This window comes from Curvibacter sp. PAE-UM (assembly GCF_001432305.1).
GTDB lineage: Bacteria > Pseudomonadota > Gammaproteobacteria > Burkholderiales > Burkholderiaceae_C > Hylemonella.
The window spans coordinates 565,283-586,941 of sequence record NZ_KQ483358.1 but is presented as its reverse complement, the minus strand read 5'-3'; the positions used below and the strand labels follow the sequence as shown (position 1 = coordinate 586,941).

The 21,659-nt window shown below is 67.4% G+C and carries 23 protein-coding genes; 7 read left to right on the top strand and 16 right to left on the bottom strand.

Annotated features, from left to right (window positions below):
• Positions 1 to 22: 22 nt before the first annotated feature.
• From glnK to glcF, 4 genes are all read left to right on the top strand, one after another.
• The gene (gene glnK / locus AO057_RS02945) at positions 23 to 361 is read left to right on the top strand and encodes a P-II family nitrogen regulator (protein WP_057674229.1); all 339 of its coding nucleotides are present in this window, start codon (positions 23 to 25) and stop codon (positions 359 to 361) included.
• Positions 362 to 389: 28 nt separating this feature from the next.
• Positions 390 to 1,892 carry an ammonium transporter gene (locus tag AO057_RS02940; RefSeq protein ID WP_057674228.1) on the top strand — a complete coding sequence of 501 codons (1,503 nt, stop codon included), beginning with the start codon at positions 390 to 392 and terminating at the stop codon, positions 1,890 to 1,892.
• Positions 1,893 to 2,039: 147 nt separating this feature from the next.
• Positions 2,040 to 3,119: a glycolate oxidase subunit GlcE gene (glcE, locus tag AO057_RS02935; RefSeq protein ID WP_057674227.1), complete on the top strand. Its 1,080-nt coding sequence runs from the start codon at positions 2,040 to 2,042 to the stop codon at positions 3,117 to 3,119.
• Between the two features lie 20 nt (positions 3,120 to 3,139).
• Positions 3,140 to 4,366 (top strand): glycolate oxidase subunit GlcF, encoded by a 1,227-nt coding sequence (glcF, locus tag AO057_RS02930; protein WP_057674226.1) that lies wholly within the window; start codon positions 3,140 to 3,142, stop codon positions 4,364 to 4,366.
• A gap of 13 nt (positions 4,367 to 4,379) precedes the next feature.
• On the opposite strand, the gene AO057_RS02925 is transcribed toward glcF, so the two are convergent.
• From AO057_RS02925 to lplT, 6 genes are read right to left on the bottom strand one after another with little or no spacing between them, the layout of a single operon-like run.
• Complete coding sequence (locus AO057_RS02925; RefSeq protein WP_057674225.1) at positions 4,380 to 4,865, bottom strand: glutathione peroxidase; 486 nt, start codon at positions 4,863 to 4,865, stop codon at positions 4,380 to 4,382.
• Positions 4,866 to 4,924: 59 nt separating this feature from the next.
• On the bottom strand, positions 4,925 to 5,893 hold the full coding sequence (locus AO057_RS02920) for a Bug family tripartite tricarboxylate transporter substrate binding protein (protein ID WP_057674224.1): 969 nt from the start codon (positions 5,891 to 5,893) through the stop codon (positions 4,925 to 4,927).
• Positions 5,894 to 5,943: 50 nt separating this feature from the next.
• Positions 5,944 to 6,816: a DMT family transporter gene (locus tag AO057_RS02915; protein WP_057674223.1), complete on the bottom strand. Its 873-nt coding sequence runs from the start codon at positions 6,814 to 6,816 to the stop codon at positions 5,944 to 5,946.
• 34 nt (positions 6,817 to 6,850) lie between these two features.
• A complete protein-coding gene (locus tag AO057_RS02910) occupies positions 6,851 to 7,681 on the bottom strand; it encodes an HDOD domain-containing protein (protein WP_057674222.1) in 831 nt (276 codons plus the stop codon).
• Entirely contained in the window at positions 7,681 to 8,007 is a 327-nt protein-coding gene (locus tag AO057_RS02905; RefSeq protein ID WP_057674221.1) for a hypothetical protein, read from the bottom strand. Before AO057_RS02905 ends, AO057_RS02910 begins: the two co-directional genes overlap by 1 nt.
• Before the next feature lie 48 nt (positions 8,008 to 8,055).
• Positions 8,056 to 9,339 (bottom strand): lysophospholipid transporter LplT, encoded by a 1,284-nt coding sequence (gene lplT / locus AO057_RS02900; RefSeq protein WP_057674220.1) that lies wholly within the window; start codon positions 9,337 to 9,339, stop codon positions 8,056 to 8,058.
• 138 nt (positions 9,340 to 9,477) lie between these two features.
• Here lplT and alr point away from each other — a divergent pair, with 138 nt between their 5' ends.
• From alr to AO057_RS02885, 3 genes are all read left to right on the top strand, one after another.
• On the top strand, positions 9,478 to 10,593 hold the full coding sequence (gene alr, locus AO057_RS02895) for an alanine racemase (protein ID WP_057674219.1): 1,116 nt from the start codon (positions 9,478 to 9,480) through the stop codon (positions 10,591 to 10,593).
• On the top strand, positions 10,590 to 11,801 hold the full coding sequence (locus tag AO057_RS02890) for an HD-GYP domain-containing protein (protein ID WP_057674218.1): 1,212 nt from the start codon (positions 10,590 to 10,592) through the stop codon (positions 11,799 to 11,801). The genes alr and AO057_RS02890 overlap by 4 nt, the downstream gene beginning before the upstream one ends.
• Positions 11,802 to 11,982: 181 nt before the next feature.
• Entirely contained in the window at positions 11,983 to 12,363 is a 381-nt protein-coding gene (locus AO057_RS02885) for a hypothetical protein (protein WP_057674217.1), read from the top strand.
• Positions 12,364 to 12,384: 21 nt separating this feature from the next.
• Here AO057_RS02885 and AO057_RS02880 read toward each other — a convergent pair whose 3' ends face one another.
• The 10 genes from AO057_RS02880 to hpaD are packed head-to-tail and all read right to left on the bottom strand — an operon-like array spanning position 12,385 to position 21,659.
• A complete protein-coding gene (locus AO057_RS02880; protein WP_057674216.1) occupies positions 12,385 to 13,290 on the bottom strand; it encodes a DMT family transporter in 906 nt (301 codons plus the stop codon).
• A gap of 5 nt (positions 13,291 to 13,295) precedes the next feature.
• Positions 13,296 to 14,288: a 2-dehydropantoate 2-reductase gene (locus AO057_RS02875; RefSeq protein WP_057674215.1), complete on the bottom strand. Its 993-nt coding sequence runs from the start codon at positions 14,286 to 14,288 to the stop codon at positions 13,296 to 13,298.
• A gap of 33 nt (positions 14,289 to 14,321) precedes the next feature.
• The gene (locus tag AO057_RS02870; protein WP_057674214.1) at positions 14,322 to 15,101 is read right to left on the bottom strand and encodes a class II aldolase/adducin family protein; all 780 of its coding nucleotides are present in this window, start codon (positions 15,099 to 15,101) and stop codon (positions 14,322 to 14,324) included.
• 24 nt (positions 15,102 to 15,125) lie between these two features.
• Positions 15,126 to 16,115 carry a Bug family tripartite tricarboxylate transporter substrate binding protein gene (locus AO057_RS02865; RefSeq protein WP_057674213.1) on the bottom strand — a complete coding sequence of 330 codons (990 nt, stop codon included), beginning with the start codon at positions 16,113 to 16,115 and terminating at the stop codon, positions 15,126 to 15,128.
• Between the two features lie 30 nt (positions 16,116 to 16,145).
• Entirely contained in the window at positions 16,146 to 17,870 is a 1,725-nt protein-coding gene (gene ilvD, locus AO057_RS02860) for a dihydroxy-acid dehydratase (RefSeq protein ID WP_057674212.1), read from the bottom strand.
• 4 nt (positions 17,871 to 17,874) lie between these two features.
• Positions 17,875 to 18,651 (bottom strand): SDR family NAD(P)-dependent oxidoreductase, encoded by a 777-nt coding sequence (locus AO057_RS02855; protein WP_057674211.1) that lies wholly within the window; start codon positions 18,649 to 18,651, stop codon positions 17,875 to 17,877.
• A 9-nt stretch (positions 18,652 to 18,660) separates the two neighbouring features.
• Positions 18,661 to 19,473: an HpcH/HpaI aldolase family protein gene (locus AO057_RS02850; RefSeq protein WP_057674210.1), complete on the bottom strand. Its 813-nt coding sequence runs from the start codon at positions 19,471 to 19,473 to the stop codon at positions 18,661 to 18,663.
• A 9-nt stretch (positions 19,474 to 19,482) separates the two neighbouring features.
• Positions 19,483 to 20,304 carry a 2-oxo-hept-4-ene-1,7-dioate hydratase gene (gene hpaH, locus AO057_RS02845; protein ID WP_057674209.1) on the bottom strand — a complete coding sequence of 274 codons (822 nt, stop codon included), beginning with the start codon at positions 20,302 to 20,304 and terminating at the stop codon, positions 19,483 to 19,485.
• Entirely contained in the window at positions 20,301 to 20,726 is a 426-nt protein-coding gene (locus AO057_RS02840) for a 5-carboxymethyl-2-hydroxymuconate Delta-isomerase (protein ID WP_057674208.1), read from the bottom strand. The genes hpaH and AO057_RS02840 overlap by 4 nt, the downstream gene beginning before the upstream one ends.
• 9 nt (positions 20,727 to 20,735) lie before the next feature.
• Positions 20,736 to 21,659, bottom strand: a complete 924-nt coding sequence (gene hpaD, locus AO057_RS02835) for a 3,4-dihydroxyphenylacetate 2,3-dioxygenase (protein ID WP_057674207.1) — start codon at positions 21,657 to 21,659, stop codon at positions 20,736 to 20,738.

Below are 21,659 nucleotides of genomic sequence, written 5' to 3'. Positions count from 1 at the left end.
AACTCAAACCAGAGGAGAACCCATGAAACTCGTTACAGCCATCATCAAACCTTTCAAGCTGGATGAGGTGCGAGAAGGCCTCTCGGCCATCGGGGTGCAGGGCATCACCGTTACCGAGGTCAAGGGCTTCGGTCGCCAGAAAGGTCATACCGAGTTGTACCGCGGCGCCGAATACGTGGTCGACTTTCTGCCCAAGGTGAAGATCGAGGCGGCCGTGGCTGACGAGCTGGTCGATCGCGTCATCGAGGCGATCGAGGGCTCGGCGCGTACCGGCAAGATCGGCGACGGCAAGATTTTTGTCTACAACCTCGAGCAGGTCGTGCGTATCCGCACCGGTGAAACCGGCAAGGAAGCACTCTGAGGCTCCCACAACAAGAGAGAACACTGACATGAAAAAACTAATTGTCTCCTTCGTGCTGGGCCTGGGCCTGCTGGCCGGCTCGGCTGCAGTCTGGTCCCAGACCGCTCCGGCCACCGAGGCCGCCGCTCCCGCAGCGGCTGCTGCCCCGGCCGCTGCAGCGCCCGCAGACGCTGCCGCACCGGCTGCTGCCGCACCCGTGCCCAACAAGGGCGATACCGCCTGGATGATGGTGGCCACCCTGCTGGTCATCATGATGACCGTGCCTGGCCTGGCCCTGTTCTACGGCGGCTTGGTCCGCAGCAAGAACATGCTGTCCGTGCTGATGCAGGTCATGGTGACCTTCTCGCTGATCGTCGTGCTGTGGTTCATCTATGGCTACAGCCTCGCGTTCACGGAAGGCAACGCCTTCATCGGAGGCTTTGACCGCCTGTTCATGAAGGGCGTCTGGGACAACGTCGCCGGCACTTTTGCCAATGCTGCAACCTTCAGCAAGGGCGTGGTGATCCCCGAGATCGTGTTCGCCGCCTTCCAGGCCACCTTCGCCGGCATCACCTGCGCGCTGATCGTCGGTGCCTTCGCCGAACGCATGAAGTTCTCGGCCGTGCTGATGTTCATGGTGCTGTGGTTCACCTTCAGCTATGCGCCGATCGCGCACATGGTCTGGTTCTGGATGGGCCCGGACGCCTACACCGCCAAGGAAGTCGTCGATGCCATGAACGGCAAGGCCGGCTACATCTGGCAGATGGGTGCGCTGGACTTCGCCGGCGGTACCGTGGTGCACATCAACGCCGCTGTCGCTGGCCTGGTGGGCGCCTACATGGTGGGCAAGCGCATCGGCTACGGCAAGGAAGCCATGGCCCCGCACAGCCTGACGCTGACCATGGTCGGTGCCTCCCTGCTGTGGGTGGGCTGGTTCGGCTTCAACGCCGGCTCCGCCCTGGAAGCCAACGGCTTCGCCACCCTGGCCTTCGCCAACACCTTCGTGGCTACCGCCGCTGCCGTGCTGGCCTGGTCCATCGGTGAGGCGCTGCTCAAGGGCAAGTCCTCCATGCTGGGTGCTGCTTCCGGCGCCGTCGCCGGCCTCGTGGCCATCACCCCCGCTGCCGGCAACGTCGGCATCGGTGGCGCGCTGATCATCGGCCTGATCGCCGGTTTCGCCTGCCTGTGGGGTGTCAGCGGCCTGAAGAAGATGCTCGGTGCCGACGATTCGCTCGACGTGTTCGGCGTGCACGGCATCGGCGGCATCGTCGGTGCCCTGCTGACCGGCGTGTTCAACAGCCCGGCCCTGGGTGGCCCGAGCCTGGTGGGTGACTGGGTCACGGCCGGCATGGTGGCTCCGGCCGACTATTCCATCGCCGCACAGGTGTGGATCCAGGCCAAGGCCGTGCTGATCACCGTCGTCTGGTCGGGTGTGGTTTCCTTCATCGCCTACAAGATCGTCGATCTGACCATCGGCCTGCGCGTCAGCGAAGAAGACGAGCGTCAGGGCCTGGACATCACGGCCCACGGCGAAACCGCCTACAACCGTTAAACGAGCAATGGACGGCAGCTGAACTTCATCAGGGTCCGGCTGCCGCACCAGGGCAAGCGAGAGTCTCCTCTGGTTCAGGCCCGCAAGAGCGCAAGCTCGAGCGGGTCTTTTTTCGTCTGCACGGCCATCAGCCGTTAACATGGCGGTATGGATACAGCTCTCCAAAACATGATCGAGCGCGTGCGCCAGGCCTCCGAGGCCGGCACCCCACTGCGCATCCGCGGCGGCGGCAGCAAGGATTTCTACGGCCAGTCGCTGCAAGGCGAGATACTGGACACCCGGCCCCTGCAGGGCATCGTCAGCTACGAACCCAGCGAACTCGTCATCACCGTGCGTGCCGGCACCCCGCTGGCCGAGGTGGAGGAAGTGCTGGCCGAGCGCGGGCAATACCTCCCTTTCGAACCCCCGCACTTCGCCACCGGCGGCGCCATGGCCACCGTGGGCGGCATGGTCGCGTCAGGCTTGAATGGCCCGGCGCGTGCCAGCGTGGGGGCCGTGCGCGACTACGTGCTGGGCCTGGAGCTGCTCAACGGCAAGGCCGAGCTGCTGACCTTCGGCGGCCAGGTCATGAAAAACGTGGCGGGCTACGACGTCTCGCGCCTGATGGCCGGTGCCATGGGCACGCTGGGCCTGATCACCGAGGTCTCGCTCAAGGTGCTGCCGCGTGCCGTGGCCGAAAGCACCCTGGTGTTCGAACTGGACGAAACCCGCGCGCTCGCGCAATTGAACCAGTGGGGTGCCTTGCCCCTGCCCGTCAACGCCTCCTGCTGGCATGAAGGCGCGCTCATGGTGCGCCTGCGGGGTGCGCAGGCGGCCGTGGCCGCTGCGCAGAAAAGCATGGGTGGCACCGTCATGGACGCCGGCCAGGCCACGCTCTTGTGGAATGCGCTGCGCGAGCAGACCGCGCCCTTCTTCCAACTGGCGCAGGGCGAATCGCTGATGCGCCTGAGCGTGCCCGACACCGCCCCGCCGCTGAACCTGGGCCCCACGCTGATCGAATGGGGCGGCGCCCAGCGCTGGCTCAAGCTGCCGCTGCCGCGGCGCCCCGACATGAGCGAGGTGCTGGACAGCACCACCGGCCACGCCACCCTGTTCCGCGCCGAGGACAAGAGTGCCGGTGTCTTCACCCCGCTGGCCGCGCCGCTGGACCGTATCACCCGCGAACTGAAGAAGCAGTTCGATCCGGCTGGCATCTTCAACCGCGGCCGCCTCTACCCCGATTTCTGAGCAGGACAGGCGAACCTCCCATGCAAACCAATCTCGCCCCCGAGTTCAAGCACACGGCCGACGGCCAGGCGGCCGAAGCCATCCTGCGCAAGTGCGTGCATTGCGGCTTCTGCACCGCCACCTGCCCCACCTACCAGTTGCTGGGTGACGAGCTCGACGGCCCGCGTGGCCGCATCTACCTGATCAAGCAGGTGCTCGAAGGCACGGCGCCCACGCGCAAGACCCAGGCCCACCTGGACCGCTGCCTCACCTGCCGCAACTGCGAAAGTACCTGCCCCAGCGGCGTGGACTACGGCCACCTGGTTGATATCGGCCGCAAGATCGTGGACGCCAAGGTCGAGCGCCCTGCCGGCGAACGTTTCGTGCGCTGGGCGCTGAAAGAGGGCCTGACCTCGCCGCTGTTCGCCCCGGCGATGAAAATGGGCCAGCTCGTGCGCGGCCTCTTGCCCGCCAGCCTCAAGGCCAAGGTGCCGGCCGCGCAAGACGCCGGCGCCTGGCCCACGCGCACCCATGCGCGCAAGGTGCTGATGCTCGCAGGCTGCGTACAGCCGGCCATGATGCCCAACATCAACAGCGCCACGGCGCGTGTGCTCGACGCCGCCGGTATGCAGACCATGGTGGCCGCCAAGGCCGGCTGCTGCGGTGCCGTGAAGTTCCACCTGAACGACCAGGACGGTGGCATGACCGAGATGCGGGCCAACATCGACGCCTGGTGGCCGCACATCGAAGCCGGTGCGGAAGCCATCGTCATGAACGCTTCCGGCTGCGGCGTGACCGTGAAGGAATACGGTCATATCCTGCGGGACGATCCGCAGTACGCGGCCAAGGCCCGACGCATCAGCGAACTGACCAAAGATCTGAGCGAGCTGCTGCCGGAACTGGTGGACCAGCTGCGCGGCAAGGTCTCGGCCAAGGCCGGCCAGCTTGCTTTCCACCCGCCCTGCACCCTGCAGCACGGCCAGCAGCTGCGCGGCGGCGTGGAAGAGCACATGGGTGCGCTGGGCTTCAAGGTCAACACCTGTCGCGTCGAGCCCCACCTCTGCTGCGGCTCGGCCGGCACCTACTCGGTGCTCAACCCCAAGCTGGCCTACGAACTGCGCGATCGCAAGCTCAGGAACCTGGGCGAGATGCAGCCTGAGCAGATCGTCTCGGCCAACATCGGCTGCATCACGCACCTGCAAAGTGGCACCGGCACGCCGGTGAAGCACTGGGTGGAGTTGCTGGACGAGGCGCTGGCGCAGGCCTGAGCCGGTCAGGCGATCAGACGGCCAGCGCGGCCTCAATATCGCGCTGCAGCCGCTCGGGTTTCGTAAAGGGCGCATAGCGCTTGCGCACCGTGCCGTCCTTGCCGATCAGGAACTTGGTGAAGTTCCATTTGATGGACTTCGTACCCAGCACACCCCGGGCCTCCCGCACCAGCCACTGGTACAGCGGATGGGCCTGCGGCCCGTTCACCTGGACCTTGGCCATCATGGGGAAGCTCACGCCATAGTTGAGCTGGCAGAAGCTGGCGATCTCGTCGTTGCTGCCGCGGTCCTGGGCGCCGAACTGGTTGCAGGGGAAACCCAGCACCACCAGGCCCTGGGGGCCATAGGTCTTGTGCAGCTCTTCCAGCCCCGCAAACTGCGGGGTGAAGCCGCAGGCACTGGCGGTGTTGACGATCAGCATGACCTGGCCCCTGAACTGGTTCAGGGCGACACGCTGGCCGCCGATCATCTCTGCTTCGAAGTCATAGACAGTGGGCATGTTGCAGGATCCGGCGACAGGGCCTTGCTCGAACCGATAGGCGATGCAGACTCCGGAACTCAATCGATCGTCGCGCCCGATTCCCTGACGATCCTTGCCCAGCGTGTGATGTCTTCCTGCAGCAGCGCGGCGAACTGCGCTGGTGTGGCGTTCGCCAGCTCCACGCCCTGGGCCTGCAGCTTCTCCTGCGTGTCAGGGGCGGCCAGCACCTTCTTCATCGCGTCCTGCAGCCTGGCCTCGATCTCCGGCGGCGTGCCGCGCGCGGCAAACAGGCCCACCCACAGCGTGCCGCTGTAGCCCGGCACCTGCTCGCCGATGGCGGGCACGTCGGGTAGCACGGGAGAACGGGCGGGGGAACTCACGCCAATCGCAATGAGCCGGCCCGCCTTGAGGTGTTGCAGCACCGAGGGCAGGCTGGTGAAGGCCATGGGCACCTGGCCGCCGATCACGTCGGTCATGGCCGGGGCCACGCCCTTGTAGGGGATGTGCTGCAGCTTCACGCCGGCCGTGCTGTTGAGCATCTCCCCCAGCAGGTGGTTGAGCGTGCCGTTGCCGGCCGAGGCATAGGGGTACTTGCCGGGGTTGGCCTTCACCAGTTTGAGGAACTCTGCGAGGTTCTTCGCCGGGAAGGCCGGATTGACCACCAGCACATTGGGCACGGCGCCCACGAGGGCCAGGGGCGTGAAGTCCTTGACCGGGTCGAAGCCCGGGTTCTTGTAGACGGCGGGGTTGATCGCCTGCGCGCTGCTGATGGTCATGAGCAGGGTGTGGCCATCCTTCGGCGCCTTGGCCGCATACACGGTGCCGATGTTGCCGCCGGCGCCCGGGCGGTTTTCCACCACGACACTGCCGGCGAGCGCCTCACCCAGCTTTTGCGCGATGAGGCGGCCCACGATGTCGTTGGTGCCACCGGCCGTCTGCGGCACGATCACGGTCACAGGTCTGGTGGGATAGTCGGTCGCGCGGGCGATGTTCGTGCCCAGCATGAGCAGGGTGGCCGCCAGGGTGATGATGAGTCGGCGATGCATGCGGTTCTCCTCGGTGTTGTTGGAGCCATCGTAGCAGCGCAGCGCCCTGCTCAGTGCCCGCGGTCTCCCCAGGAGGCCCACAGCGCTGCCAGCAGGATCAAGGCCCCACCCAGCAGCGTGCGCGTCTCCAACTCCGCCGCCCCCAGCAGCACCGACGAAACACTCGCAAACACCACCTCGGTCAGCATCACCAATGCCGTGGTGGCCGCCGGCAATCGCGCCGCGCCGTACTGCAGGCCCAGGTTGGCAAACAGGAAGGCCAGGCTGGTGAGCAGCACCAGCAGCAGCCAGCCGGTGGCGAAGGCGGGCGGCAGCGGCACCAGACCCGAGGGGCCGCCCAGCAGCGCCGTGGCCAGGGCCAGCAGCGCGCCGCCACCGAACATGGCCGTCATGCGCGCTTCGTCGGGCGTGTCCTTGAGTTTGAGCAGCAATACATTGGTCAGCGCAAAGCTGAAGCCGCCCAGCAGCGCCAGCCAGTCGGCCAGGCCGCTGGGGACGGGCCAGGATGAGTCGGGTGCCTTGAGCACGATGACCACGCCGGCCAGCGCCAGCAGCAGGCGCAGCAGCGCGCTCAGGCCCGGGCGCTCACCCAGCAGCAGCCAGGCCAGCAGCACGGACCAGGCCGGCATCAGGTAGAACAGCAGCACCACGCGCACCACGTCGCCGATGGTGACGGCCCAGTTGAAGCCCACATTGGTCAGGCCCGAGGCCACCAGCAGCAGGCACAGCAGCGGGTGGCGCAGGAAATGGCGCCAGGCCCCGGGGCGCCAGGCGAGCAGGCCGGCGAAGGCCAGAACGTAGATGAGGAAGGTGGACCACAGCGGGTGCAGGCCCTCGGCCTCCAGCAGTCGGAAGGGGTACCAGGAGACGCCCCAGACGAAGGCGTTGAGCACCAGGGCCCAGGCGGCAAGTTGTGTGTGCATGAGAAACGCAAACAGGACCGGCGGTTGGCAGATCCTATTTCAGCAGGGTGCGGGACTGGGCGAAACGCACCTCGACCCGGCCCAGCAGGTCCGGCATCTTGTCTTCCCAGTCCTCGCCCAGCGCGCGCAGCGCCTGCGGTGCAAGGTGGCGGACTTCGCTGTCCGGCTGGAAGGGCAGGTCCAGGCCGCTGCAGATGACGGTCGCCAGATGGACGACGGCCACCAGGGGCGGCAGCGCGCCGTGCGCCGGCGTGCGGTAGCCGGCGATGGCCTGCACGATGTCGCTGGGCAGATCCCAGTGCTCGGCCAGCAGACGGCCGATCTCGAGGTGATCGATGCCCAGCAGCGCACGCTCGGCCTGCGCCAGGTCGCTGTCGTGCAGCTGGCGCTCGATCAGCACCTGCTGGTATTCGTGCGGGTGGCAGACATGGAGCCAGAGGATGCCCACCCCATGCAACAGGCCGGCCACCAGCGCGTGGTCCGGGTTTTCGCCCGCCAGCCCGGCCAGTTCCTGCGCGCACAGGCCCACGGCCAGGCTGCGCTCCCAGAACACGCTGGCGCAATGGCTGTTCTGCGCAAAGTCCAGCAGGCTGGTGGACACCACGACGTCGTGCACCCGGTTCAGACCCAGGTAGCTGACGGCGGTGTGCACATCGCCCACCGGTTCGCGCCCGGAGTGCCGGATCAGCCGGTTCGCGGCCGACAGGATGCGCGCGCTGATCACCGGGTCGGATTGCAGATGCTGTTCCAGCAGTTCCAGTGCGGCACGTTCGTCATTGAGCGTCTCCAGGATGCGGGTGACGATGGCGGGGAATGCCGGCAGCGCCTGCAAGCGCGCCACGACTTCGCTGGCCTGGATGGGCATCATGCGCTCCGGTGCGTCAGCAGCGCCTGGATCAGCGCCTGGTTTTCCGGGGCGCCGAGATCGGCATGGCGAAAGATCATCTTCAGGCGGCCAGCCTGGCGCAGCGCGTCGGCCTCGCGCTGGGCATCGGTGCGCGTGTCCTCCTGCTCGACCTGGACGCACACGGCGTGGTGGCTGGCGAGCTGGTGCTGGTTCTCCTGCGTCAGGACATGCCCGCCCGGCAGGGTGTAGGTGACGATGCCGTGCTCGACGAGGGTCAGGGCCTGGGCCAGCACCATGCCGGGCTGCAGGTCGTGCGGTGCGAGGTGGCGGGTGCGCGTGGCCATGGTGCAGGCAATATTAGCGCAGAGGGGCCTGCGCAGTGCAACCGCAGCCTAGCCGTGCAGGTGGTCGTTGCGGGCGATGTCGAGCAGATGCTCGACTTCTTCCGGGTACTTGACGCAGTTGCTGGCGTGCCAGCGCTTGATCAGCCACATGAAGCCGGCCACCAGGATGCCGAAGCTGGCGATGGCGCCGAAGGCCGAGAGACCCATGCCGGTGGAGAAGCTGTAGAGAAAACCCAGGCCCAGGATGCAGGACTGCTCGTTGAAGTTCTGCACGGCGATGGAGCGGCCGGCGCCCATGAGGTTGTGGCCGCGGTGCTGCAGCAGTGCGTTCATGGGCACCACGAGGAAGCCGCCCAGGCCGCCCAGCAGCACCAGGAAAGGCGCGGCCAGCCAGACGTTGTCGATGAAATTGAGCAGGATCACCAGCACGCCCATGGCGATGCCCAGGGGCATGACGCGCGTGGCATCTTCCAGCCGCATGCGCATGGAGGCCACCACGGCGCCCACGGCCGTGCCGATGGCCACCACCCCCACCAGCGAGGAGGCCTGCGTGACGCTGTAGCCCAGCGCCGCCGCGGCCCAGGCCAGCACGATGTAACGCAGGTTGCCGCTCACGCCCCAGAACAGGGTGGTGGTGGAGAGCGAGATCTGGCCCAGGCGGTCCTGCCAGAGCCGGGTGTTGCAGCGCCAGAAGTCGGGCAGCAGGGCCAGCGGGTTGCGCGGCATGGGGCGCATCTCGACGCCGGTGTGCGGGATGCGGGTGTTGAACCAGGCCGCCAGCAGGTAGACCAGGATCAGCACCGAAATCGCCGCTTCCGGTGGGCTGTCGATGCCGGTGTTGATCAGTGGCAGGTCGATGGTCAGCAGCGTGGACGAGATGGCATGCCCGACCAGCTGGCCGCCCAGCAGAACGCCCAGGATGATGGAGGCGATGGTCAGCCCCTCGATCCAGCCGTTGGCCTTGACCAGCTGCGAGGCCGGCAGCAACTCGGTGAGGATGCCGTACTTGGCGGGCGAATAGGCCGCCGCGCCCAGGCCCACGATGGCGTAGGCCATCAGCGGGTGCGTGCCGAACAGCATCATCAGGCAGCCGATGATCTTGATGCCGTTGCTGATCAGCATGACCTTGCCCTTGGGCTGGGCGTCGGCAAAAGCGCCCACGAAGGGCGCCAGGATCACGTAGAAGAGGGCGAACATGGGCACCAGCGCCGCCTGCTGCCACTCGGGTGCGCCCTCGCTGCGCAGCAGCTGCACGGCCCCGACGAACAACGCGTTATCAGCCAGCGAGCTGAAGAACTGCGCCGACATGATGGTGTAGAAACCGCGTTTCATGGGCTGGGGGACCGGGAACTCGTGCTTTGAGGCTTGTTGTGAAAATCCAATCGACGCTGGGTTATAGCATGGCGGGCAATGTCACAATTCATCGCAAGGGGTTGACTGAACGCCCCGTCCAAAGATAGTTCCGCCAGCATGTCACGCCCGATCCAAGCCCTGATCCACGTCGAAGCCCTGCGCCATAACCTGGCGCGCGCGCGCCAGTCCAGCCCCGATGCGCGGGTGTGGGCGGTGGTCAAGGCCAATGCCTATGGTCATGGCATCGAGCGTGTCTACGAAGGGTTGCGTGGTGCCGACGGTTTTGCCCTGCTGGACCTGGGGGAGGCCGAGCGTCTGCGGGGCCTGGGCTGGCGCGGGCCCATCCTGCTGCTCGAAGGCGTGTTCGAGCAGCGCGACCTGGAGCTGTGTTCGCGCCTGGACCTCTGGCACACCGTGCACTGCAATGAGCAGATCGACATGCTGGCCGTGCACAAGACGCACACACCGCACCGCGTCTTCCTCAAGATGAACAGCGGCATGAACCGCCTGGGTTTCAAGCCGGATCAGTTCCGCGCGGCCTGGCACCGTCTGAACGCGCTGCCGCAGGTGGACGAGATCTCGCTGATGACGCATTTCAGCGACGCCGATGGCGCCAAGGGCGTGGCGCAGCAGCTGGCCGCCTTCAACACCGCCACGCAGGATTTGCCGGGCGAACGGTCCCTGAGCAACAGCGCGGCGGTCCTGCGCCACATGGGGCCGCAGGCCGCAGCCAGCCTGCGCTCGGACTGGATCCGGCCCGGCGTCGTGCTCTACGGTGCCTCACCCGATTTTCCCGAGCACAGCGCGGCCCACTGGGCGTTGCAGCCCGCCATGACGCTGCGCTCGCGCATCGTCGGCATCCAGCAGCTGGCCGCCGGCGACAGCGTGGGCTACGGCTCGACCTTCACCGCGGCACAGCCCATGCGCATCGGCGTGGTGGCCTGCGGTTATGCCGACGGTTACCTGCGCGCCAGCCCGGGCACACCCGGACGCGGCACGCCGGTGCTGGTGGACGGCGTGCGCACCCAGCTGGTCGGGCGTGTCAGCATGGACCTGATCACGGTGGACCTCACGCCAGTGCCCGCCGCGGGCATGGGCTCCGAAGTCACGCTCTGGGGGCGCGCCTCCAATGGGGCCCTCCTGCCCATCGACGAAGTGGCCCAGGCCGGGGGCAGCGTGGGCTACGAGTTGATGTGTGCGCTGGCCGCGCGCGTGCCGGTGGGGCTCGCATGAAATACGTGCCCATCCCCATCGCCATGCTGCCTGTGGGCAAGCCCCTGCCGGTCAACGTCTGGAACCCCGACGGCCTGCTGCTGTTGCGCAAGGGCCAGCCCATCGTCTCCGAGCAGCACCGCGACAAGCTCTACGCCCACAATGCATCGACCACCGAGGCCGAGGCGCAAGCCTGGCAGCGCTCCTACGAGCGCATGGTGCACACCATGCTGATGGAAGGGGTGGAGGTCGACGCGATCGCGCGCCTGCCCATGCCCAGCGCGATCCGCGAGCGCGACTACATGGTCGGCGAGCAGCTCAACGGCGGCTGGATGGACCTGCAGGAGGTGCTGCGCGGCATCCTCTACCAGGGGGGGCTGGCGCTCAATCCCTTGCCGCGCCTGGCGGCCCTGGAGAACAAGGCGCGCGCCCTGCTCCTGGCAGACGCCGACGACAGCCTGTTCTGTCTGTTCCAGGCCCTGGCCGACAGCAGCCTGGGCTATTGCGCCACGCATGCCCTGCTGTGTGCCTGCGTCTGCGAGCTGGCGGCGCAAAAGCTGGGCCTGAACCCGCAGCAGCGGCAGTCACTGATGAGCGCAGCGCTGACCATGAACATCGGCATGGCCCGCGAGCAGGACGTGCTGGCCCGGCAGAACGAAGCTCCCACGCCCGAACAGCGACAGCTGATCCAGGACCATCCGCAGCTCAGCCTGAAGATCCTGGTCTGGCTGGGCATCGAAGACGTGGAGGAGCTGGACCTGGTGCGCTGGCACCACCAGCCCGACAGCGCCGAAGGGGTGCCACACAACCTGCAGGCGCGCCGCTTGCTGAGCATGACCGACGTCTTTGTTGCCAAGATGGCGGCGCGGCGCACGCGCGAGGCGCTCTCGCCGCTGGAGTCGGCCAAGTCCATCTACCTGAAGACCGAGAAGGAAGTCACCGCATCGGTTGGAGGCGCACTCACTGCAGCGGTCGGTTTCTATCCGCCCGGCACCTATGTGCGCCTCGTGAGCGGCGAGACGGCCGTGGCGGTGCAGCGCGGGCAGCGTGCCAACACGCCCTGGGTCATCGTCATCGTCGACAAGAACGGCATGCCGGCTTTCAACTACCACTGCCTGGACACCTCGGACCCGGCTTACGCCATTGCCTCCCCCATGTTGTTTCGCAGCGGCAAGGTGGCGATCAACGTCGAGCGCGTGCGACGCGCGCGCGAGAAGATCCGGCGCTGAAAACGGGCGGCGCGCGGGGGCCACCCCCTTGCGATCCGCAACCCGTGAATTTTTCACACGCACGCAGGCCGGTGCGGGTTAGTCCCGAGCCGGCCGCATGCGCGGGCCGGCTAGATTGCCCTGGGCCGCACACGGCCTGTACAACTATCTGAAAACCAACCAACCTGATCAGGGAGCACCTATGAGTTCGAAACGCATCTTGGCCGCCGCCGCATTGTTGATGGTCGTGGCCGTCAATGCACATGCCAGGAACCCGGGCGAGAGCGCGCAGCGCTGTGTCGACGCCAGCGAAAAGAACGGACGTGTCACCCTGACCAACACCTGCAACAAGCAGATCTTCGTGCTTTATTGCGGTGACCTGAAGTATTCCAAAAAGGGTTGCGGCGAAGGCCCCAAGGGCGGTTTCTATACGCACTCCAACAATGTGCAGCCGGGTGCCAGCACCGACTTTGTGGTCGAAGGCCAGTACCGTTATGCGGCCTGCGTCGGCGGCATCAGCTTCGGCAACAGCGGGGAATACGAAGACTTTCCGAACGGAAGTTTCCGCTGCCTGCCCAGATGAGCGCCCAGCGGCCTGAGACCTTCAGCGCCGGCGCAGGCCCAGGGCCATGACGGTGCCCACCACGATGAGCGCGCCGGCCACCTGCACCGGCGCAATGGCCTGGCCCAGCAGGACCCAGGCCAGCACCAGCGCCGCCACCGGCTCCACGTTCATGATGGGTGAGCTGCCGACTACGCCCAGACGGGGCAGCAAGGTGAACATGATGGTGAAGGCCGTGCCGTAGAACAGCGTCAGGCCGGCCAGGCCCCACCAGCCGGCCGCCGCCTGGGGCAGGTGCAGGCCGCCTTGCAACGGCACGGCCACCAGCGCCAGCAGGCCGACCAAGGCCATGGTGATGGCCGTGCGCAGGCGACCGTCCACGCTCGCGGCTTCATGCTGCGTGAGCACCAGGGCGGCGCCAAACACGGCGGCGGCCACCATCGCAAAGGCGACACCTGCGCCGATGCGGCTCCACTGCCCGGCGGCACCCAGGCCCGAGGCCGCCCCCAGCGCGTCGAGCGCCAGTGCCAGCCCGAACAGCAGCACCGGCATGGCCAGCAGCACGGCGCGTTCCGGCCGGTGCCGGTAGAGCAGCCAGGCGAACAGGGCGGTCCACAGCGGATAGGTGTTGAAGGTCAGCAGGGCCAGAGCCACGGGCAGACGCACCACGGCGGCGTACAGGCACAGGCTCTGCACGGCCACCAGGGCGCTGATGAGCAAGAGGAAGCCGCGCTGGCGCGGCGTGACGACGAGCGACACGCCTTGCTGCCAGACGATGGCGCCGACCACGATGGCTGTGACGAAGCTGCGCACCAGCACGGCGGTGGCCACGTCCAGCCCGTGGTTGAAGGCCAGGCGGGCCGCCACATGGTTGGCGCCGAACAGGCAGGCGGTGAAGAGCAGCGTGAAGAAGGCGGCGCGGCTGAGCGCGTGGGGCGATGACGACATGCGATCTAGAGCAGGCCGCGTGTGCGCGCCTGCAAGCGCGACAGGCCCAGCAGAACGTCGGTGTAGGGGGTGGGCACACCCGTCAGCGCACCCAGCTCCTGCACCACGGTGACCAGCGCGTCGATCTCCACGGGGCGACCGGCCTCCACGTCCTGCAGCATCGAGGTCTTGAAGGCGCCCAGCTTCATCGTGACGGCGTGCCGGTCCTCGGGCTGCTGGAAGATCGGGATGCCGATGCGCGCGCCGATCTCCTTGGCCTCGAGCATCACCTTCGAGATGAAGTCGCGTACCAGCTTGTCGCCCAGGATCTTGTCGGTGGTAGCGCCGGTCAGCGCACTGACCGGGTTGACCGTCATATTGCCCCAGAGCTTGTACCAGATGTCCTTCTGGATCTGGGCCGAGAGCTCGGTCTCGAAGCCGGCCTGGCTAAGCAGTTGCACGAGCTGCTGCACGCGCTCGGTCTTCTGGCCCGTGGGCTCGCCGATGATGAGGCGGTTGCCGAAGTGGTGCAAGGCGCAGCCCGGCTCCCGGATCGAGCAGCTGGCATGCACCACGCCGCCGATGATGTGCGCGGCAGGGATGGCCCTGGCGATCTCGCCCTTGGGGTCGATGGCCTTGAGCTGGGTGCCGGCGAACTTCTCGCCGAAACCCTGGAAGAACCACCAGGGCACGCCGTTCATGGCGGTCAGCACCACGGTGGCGGGGCCCAGCAGCGGGGCGATCTGGCGCGCCACCTCGGGCAGGGCCGGTGCCTTGACGGCCAGGATCACCAGGTCCTGCGTGCCCAGGTCTGCGGGGTTGGCGCTGGCCTTTACCGGCACGCTGAGCAGTTCCTTGTCGATCTGGCAGCGCAAGCCGTGCTGCTGCAGGGCGCTGAGCGTAGCGCTGCGCGCCACCACGCTGACCTGGCAACCGGCACGCGCCAGCCGCACACCCATCCAGGCGCCGATGGCGCCGGCACCATAAATGCAAACCTTGCCGTAAGGCTTGTCGCTCATGTCGTCCCTCTCCCCGTGAGGCCCGCAGGCGGGTCAGTTCTTGTAGCTGGTGTCCAGTCGGTCCACCTGCCGCACCAGCGCGTCGAACACGTCCTGTCCGGCGCCATGGTTCGGGTTGAACTGTAGCGCGTCGCGCGTGCACCTGGCGGCAATGGCTTCGGGCACGGGAATGGCCGGGCCCATGCTGAGCGTGGCCAGCTGGATCTCGCAGGCGCGCTGCAGCGTCCACAGGATGGCGAAGGTCTGCGCCAGCGTGGCGCCCCAGGCCAGCAGGCCGTGGTTGCGCAGGATCACCGCTGGTCTATTGCCGATGCTGTGCAGGAGGCGCGGCGCCTCGTCGGCGTGGATGGTGATGCCCTCGAAGTCATGGTAGGCCACCATGTCGTGCAGCTGGGCGGAATAGAAGTTGTTCTGGGCCAGCCCGTTTTGCTGGCAGGCCACGGCCACACCGGCCGTGGTGTGGGTGTGCATGACGCAATGCGCCCCGGCGATGTGCTCGTGGATGGCCGAGTGCACGGTGAAGCCGGCCGGGTTGACCGGATGCGTGGAGCCGTCGAGCACGCGACCCTGCAGGTCGATCTTCACCAGGTTGCTGGCGGTGACCTCGCTGTAATGCAGGCCGAAGGGGTTGATCAGGAAGTGCTTTTCGCCACCGCTCACGCTGGCCGGCAGGCGCAGCGTGATGTGGTTGTAGATCATCTCGGTCCAGCCCAGCATCGCGAAGATGCGGTAGCAGGCCGCCAGCTGCAGGCGCGCCTGCCATTCCTCCGGGTGCATGTGCACGGGAGGTGCCGATTTCAGAATGGCATTCATGGCAGGCGCTCCTTCACTCTGTGCTCAAGCGTCGGCGGTGAAACCGATGGCCTTGACGATGGGCGCCCACTTGGCCGTGTCCTGCTTGAGCAGATCGGCCAGTTCGGCGGGCGAGTTCGACATGGCTTCCAGGCCGAAGGTGGCCAGACCGTCGATCACGTCCTTGGAGGCCAGGGCTGCCTTGAGCGCGCTGTTCATGCGGGCCACCAGCTCGGGCGCGGCCTTCGGGGGCAGGAAGAAGGCGAACCATTCGCTGTGGGTCAGCTCCTTGAAGCCCTGCTCGGCGTAGGTCGGTACGTCGGGTGCGAAGCGGTTGCGTTTGGCGCCCGAAGTCGCCAGGATGCGGATCTTGCCGGTGGCCAGGTGCTGCGTGATGTCGCCGATGGGGCCGCTGACGGCGGCAATCTGGCCACCCAGCAGGTCCAGCATGGCCGGTTGCGTGCCGCGGTAGGCCGCGTGCTTGAGGTCGATGCCGCCGCTCTTGCCCAGCAGGGCGCCCACGAAGTGGGGCGTGGAGCCGGCAGCGGGGGAGCCGAAGTTGGCCTGGGTGGGATTGGCCTTGGCCCAGGCGATGAAGTCGGCCACGTTCTTCACGCTGGCCGGCACCAGGGGGCCGACGGCGAAGCCGAAGTCGAACACGCAGGCCAGGGTGACCGGGGTCACATCGGCCACCGGGTCATAGGGCAGCTTCTTGAAGATGTGCGGGTAGATGGTGAACATCGAGGTCGGCGACTGCAGCAACGAGGTGCCGTCGGCCGGCTGGCCCTTGATGTACTGGATGGCGATCTGGCCGCCGGCGCCGGTCTTGTTCTCGACCACGACGGTCTTGGCATAGGGGCCGGTCAGGCGCGTGCCGACACGACGGCAGGTGTTGTCCGAGGTGCCGCCGGCAGCGAAGCCGGTGACGATCTTCAGGGTGTCGATCTGGGCCTGGGCCATGGCCTGCTGGCCCAGGCTGGCCAGCAGCGCGGTGGCGCCGGCGGACTGGATGACGTGACGACGGGAAATGCTCATGGGTGTCTCCTTGTGATGAGCTTGCAAAATTCAGGAAACGTCGCGCAACCAGGTGACGGCCCCGGAATGGGTGACCGCGCCCTGGTGGCTCGGGCGTACTGTGAGGGCATATTTTTCCAGCAGGCCGCCACGGGCGATACCCGTGTTTACCTGCAGTCCGGCCAGGCGATGGCTGATTTCTTCCGGATGCAGCTCCACCGTGATGCTGCGCGTCTGCGGCCGCGCATCGATGGCGATCATGTCGCCGTCGCGCAGCGCGGCGATCGGCCCCCGGTCGGCCGCTTCCGGCCCGGCGTAGCCGATGCACAGGCCGCGCGTGGCGCCGGAAAAGCGCCCGTCGGTCAGCAGGGCCACCTTGTCGCCCATGCCCTGGCCATAGAGCAGGGCGGTGATGCCCAGCATCTCGCGCATGCCGGGGCTGCCTCTGGGGCCTTCGTTGCGGATCACGATCACGTCGCCCGGCTGGTAGCGCAGGGCCTGCACGGCGGCCTGCGCCTCCTCTTCGGACTCGAACACGCGGGCCGGGCCGCGGTGCACCAGGGCCTTGAGGCCGGCGGTCTTGAGCAGCGCACCGTCGGGGCAGAGGTTGCCCTTGAGAACGGCCAGGCCGCCGTCCCTGGAGATGGCATTCTCGAAGCGGCGCACCACCTGGCCGTCGGGATCGTTGGCATCCGCAATTTCCTCGGCCAGTGTGCGGCCGGTCCAGGTCAGCGCGTCGCCGTGCAGGTGCCCGCTGCGCAGCAGCTCGCGCAGCACCACGGCCGCGCCGCCGATGTAATACATGTCGCGCGCCAGGTACTTGCCGCCGGGGCGCAGGTCGGCGATCAGCGGCGTGCGCGCGAAGACCTCGGCCACGTCGTCGAGGTGGAACTTGATGCCGGCCTCGTGCGCGATGGCCGGGATGTGCAGCGCCGCATTGGTCGAGCCGCCGGTGGCCGAGACCACGGCGCAGGCGTTTTCCAGCGCCTGGCGGGTGACGATGTCGCGCGGCAGCGGCGCCTCACCCATCACGGCCTGCATCAGCTGCTTGCCGGCGCGGCGCATCAGCGGCGCGCGTTCGCTGAAGACGGCCGGCACCATGCTGGAGCCGATGGGCGCCAGGCCCAGGGCCTCGGACACCATGCCCATGGTGTTGGCCGTGAACTGGCCCGCACAGGCACCGGCCGTGGGCAGGCAGGCCTGGCTGATGGCATCGAGCTCGTCCAGTGTGGCGTCGCCGGCCAGTACCTTGCCGATGGTTTCGTAGGTGTCGACCACGTTGAGGTCGCGCCCGTCCACGCCCGGCATCTGCCCCGGCAGCGCGGAGCCGCCGTGCACGAAGACGCTGGGCACATTGCAGCGCACCATGCCCATCATCAGACCAGGCAGGTTCTTGTCGCAGGCGCCGATGCCGAAAATGCCGTCCCACTGGTGGCCGCGCACCGAGGCCTCCACGCTGTCGGCGATCAGCTCGCGCGAAATCAGCGAGAAGCGCATGCCCGAATGCGCCATGGTCAGGCCGTCGGAGACCGAGACCACCGGGCACTCGTGTGGCGTGCCGCCTGCGGCGTAGATGCCGGTCTTGGCGTGCTGGGCCTGATCGCGCAGGTTCAGGTTGCAGGGGCTCATCTCGCCGCCGGTGTGGAAGACGCCAATGTGCGGGCGCGCGATGTCGTCCTTGTCCTGGCCCAGGGCATGCAGGAAGCTGCGCGTGGTGGCGCGGATGGTGCCCTCCACGAGCGTGGCAGAGCGGAATTTGTGTTTCGGTTCGGTCATGCGTTCATCCCGCGTTCAGGTGCAGGCCATTGTCCATGGCGATCACCGTGCCCGTCATGCCCGGCGCGCGTTCGGTGATGAAACAGGCCAGCGCCGCAACCTCTTCCGGTTGCGAGACGCGCTTCAGCGGCGAGCTTTCGGTCTGCACCTGCAGCACATCGGCATGGCGCACGGCGTCCAGCACACGGCTGGGCAGGCCGCCCTCGACAAAACCCGGTGCGATGGCGTTGACGCGGACCTGCGGCCCCAGCGCGCGTGCCAGCGAGAGCGTGAGGGTGTTGACCGCGCCCTTGGAGGCCGCATAGGCCATGGACGAGCCGCGGCCGATCACGCCGCCGATGGACGAGATGTTGACCACGCTGCCCTGGCCGCTGGCCTTCAGTGCCGGCACGCAGGCGCGTGTCATGCGGTACAAGCCCACGGTGTTGACATCAAAAGTGCGGTGGAACTCTTCAGGCGTGAGGGCATCGAGATCGGTGTGCGGAATGAAGCGCGTGGTGCCGGCGCAGTTGACCAGCGCGTCGATGCGGCCGAACTTCTGCAGCGCGCCCTGTACGAAGGCCGTGCAGCTGTCGTCCTGGCCCACGTCCAGATGCAGCAGCAGCGGGCTGACGCCATGCGCCTCGCATTCGGTGGCCACGTCCAGCAGCTCCACACGGTTGGCTTCGTCCAGCCAGCTCAGGGCCAGTTGCCAGCCGTGCGCCGCGAATTCGCGTGCGCAGGCCGCGCCGATGCCAGTGGCGGCGCCGGTGATCAGACAGACACGTCGGTGGTCGCTCACGGTTTGCCTTCAGTAGACCTTGTCGCCGGCGGCGAGGGGCTTCACGTTGCCCTTGTAGAGCGCGGCCAGCGCCGAGGTCTGGCGCACCAGAATCTGGGTGTCCAGGCCCACGGCGACGAAGGTCGCGCCGATCGCCAGGTAGTGGCGCGCCAGCGTCTCGTCGCTGATCAGGATGCCCGCGGCCTTGCCGCACTTCACGATGCGGCGGATGGCATCGTCGATGGCCTTTTGTACCTCGGGATGGGTGGCCTGGCCGATGTAACCCAGCGAGGCCGAGAGATCGGCCGGGCCGATGAAGACGCCGTCTACGCCGGGCGTGTTGGCGATGGCATCCAGGTTGTCCAGTGCGGTGCGCGACTCGGCCTGCACCAGCAGGCAGACCTGCTCGTTGGCTTCCTTGCCGTAGTTGGGGTAACGACCCCAGCGCGCCGCGCGTGTGCCCGCCATGCCGCGCACGCCCTCGGGCGGATAACGCATGGCCTGCACCAGGGCGGCGGCCTGTTCGGCCGTGTCCACCATGGGCACCAGCAGGGTCTGGAAGCCCAGGTCCAGGAACTGCTTGATGGTGGCCGTGCCGGCCTCGCCGTGGCCCAGTGGCACCCGACCGATCGGGTGCGAGCCCGGATACGCCGCGATGGTCTGCAGTTGCGAGAGCAGCGTGGGCAGGGTGGTGGGTGAGTGCTCGGCGTCGAGCAGCAGCCAGTCGAAGCCGGCGCCGGCGCAGATCTCGGTGCTGACGGGGTGGCCCAGGTTGACCCACAGGCCGATCTGGGCCTGTTGTTTGGCGATGGCCTGCTTGAAGGGGTTGACGGGTGTTTTCATGCGGACTCCTCAGACAAAACGGAAATTCAAGGGGCCCAGGGGGCCGTAGTCGGCCTCGAACAGGTCGCCGGCCTTGCCCGGCACCGGGCGCGTGAAGGAGCCGGCCAGCACGATCTGCCCGGCTTCGAGATGCTCGCCCCAGGGCGCGAGCTTGTTGGCCAGCCAGGCGATGCCGATGGCCGGGTGGCCCTGCACGCCGGCGGCCAGCCCGGTTTCCTCCACCACGCCGTTCTGGCGCAGGATGGCGCCGACCCAGGGCATGTCCACCTCAGACGGTCGGACGCGCGCGGCGCCGACCACAATGCCGGCATTGGCCGCGTTGTCGCTGATGGTGTCGTAGACCTTGCGCATGACCTTGCTGTGGCGGTCGAACTGCTCGATGCGCGCGTCGATGATCTCGATGGCCGGCGTCACGTAGTCGGTGGCGGCGAGGACCTGCTCCATCGTGACGCTCGGCCCCTTGAGTGGTGCCTTGAGCACGAAGGCCAGCTCCACTTCCACGCGCGGTGCGATGAAGCGCGCCGCCGGGATGTCCAGCACCTGGCCTGGCATGCAGGTGTACAGCATGGAGTCGAGCAGGGTGCCGTAGTCGGGCTCGTCGATCTGGCTGGACTGCTGCATGGCGCGCGAGGTGAGGCCGATCTTGTGGCCGATGACCCGACGGCCTGCGGCGAGCTGCAGCGCCACCCAGGCGCGGCTGACACGGTAGCCGTCCTCGATGCTCATGCCGGCAAAGCGTTTGGAGAAATGCTCCAGCTGCGTGCGCGTGTCCTGCGCCTGCTGCAGTTCGGCAGCCAGTTGTTGGGTGAGCTCGGGGGTGAAGCTGCTCATTTGAAAAGTGGGTGCAGGTTGCTGTGCTTGGCGTCGAACACTTCCGGGCCTTCGTCGATCTGCAGCGTCACGCCGATGTGGCGCTGCGAAAAGAGGGGCTGGAAGTGCGCCTTGGTGGCCATCAGCAGGGCGTCTCCCACGCGCTTGTGGACGGCGGGGGAGCGGCCGCGGCCCATGCGCAGATTGAGGTAGACGAAGGCGTAGTCGCCGCTGCCGCCCGCCGCCTTGCCGGCCGTGCCGTCGTCGGCCACGGCGTAGTGCGCGGCCGGGTAGGCCAGCACGCGCGTGCCACCCGTGGGGAAGACCGGTTTGTCGCTTTCGTCGTGCTGCACCAGCATGACGTCGGCCAGGCTGCGGCACAGCGCCGTCATGTCGGTCTCTTTTTCGAGATTGCCGGTGTAGAGGATGACGAGGTGGGGCATGGCGTTCTCTCAGAGTCGGGGAAAGGCGCGGTAGCCCTCGGCGTTCGAGGCCTGCGCCGCCGGGATGGCGCGGCCCTGCACCGGCAGCACCGGGAACACAGCATTGAGCTGGCCGGTACCGGAGGCGCCGAAATAGGGCGTGACGATCTCGGCCCGGCCCGTGTATTCGGACCAGCCCAGCGCGCCCAGCAGCATGGCGGTGTCGTGCATGAAACCCTCGCCGTGGCCCTTGCTGGCGTACTCGGGCAGCATCTCGCAGAAGGCCGGCCACTCGCCGGCCTGCCACATGCGCAAGACCTCGCGGTCCATGCGTTCGAGTAGCGGGCTCCAGATCTTGTGCGCGTATGCCGGTGCCAGGCCGTTCTGTGCAAAGCGGTGGCTGAGCGAGCCGCTGGCGAAGAAGGCGACGGTGCCGTCGTAGTGCTCTTCCACTGCGCGGCGCATGGCAAACCCCAAGCGCGCGCTGTCGTTGAGATAGTGCACCTGGCACAGGGCCGAGACCGAGATCACCCGGAAATGCTGGTCCTGGTTCATGTAGCGCATGGGCACCAGGGTGCCGTACTCGGGCGCCAGGGTGGTGGCCGGGTGGGCCAGGGTCTCGACGCCGTGCTCGCTGCAGACTTTCGCCAGCAGCTGGCCCAGCGCCGGGTTGCCCGGGAATTCGTAGGCCAGGTTGCTGATGAAGTGCGGCAGCTCGTTGCTGGTGTACAGGCCCTTGAAGTGCGGCGCGCAGTTCACGTGGTAGTTGGCATTGACCAGCCAGTGCGTGTCGAACACCACGATGGTGTCCACGCCGAGTTCGCGGCAGCGCCGGCCGATTTCCTTGTGGCCGTCGATCGCGTCGGCCCGTGTACCCTGGCGCGGGCCGGGCAGCTCGCTGAGGTACATCGAGGGCACATGGGTGATCTTGGCGGCGAGCGCGAGTTTGCCCAT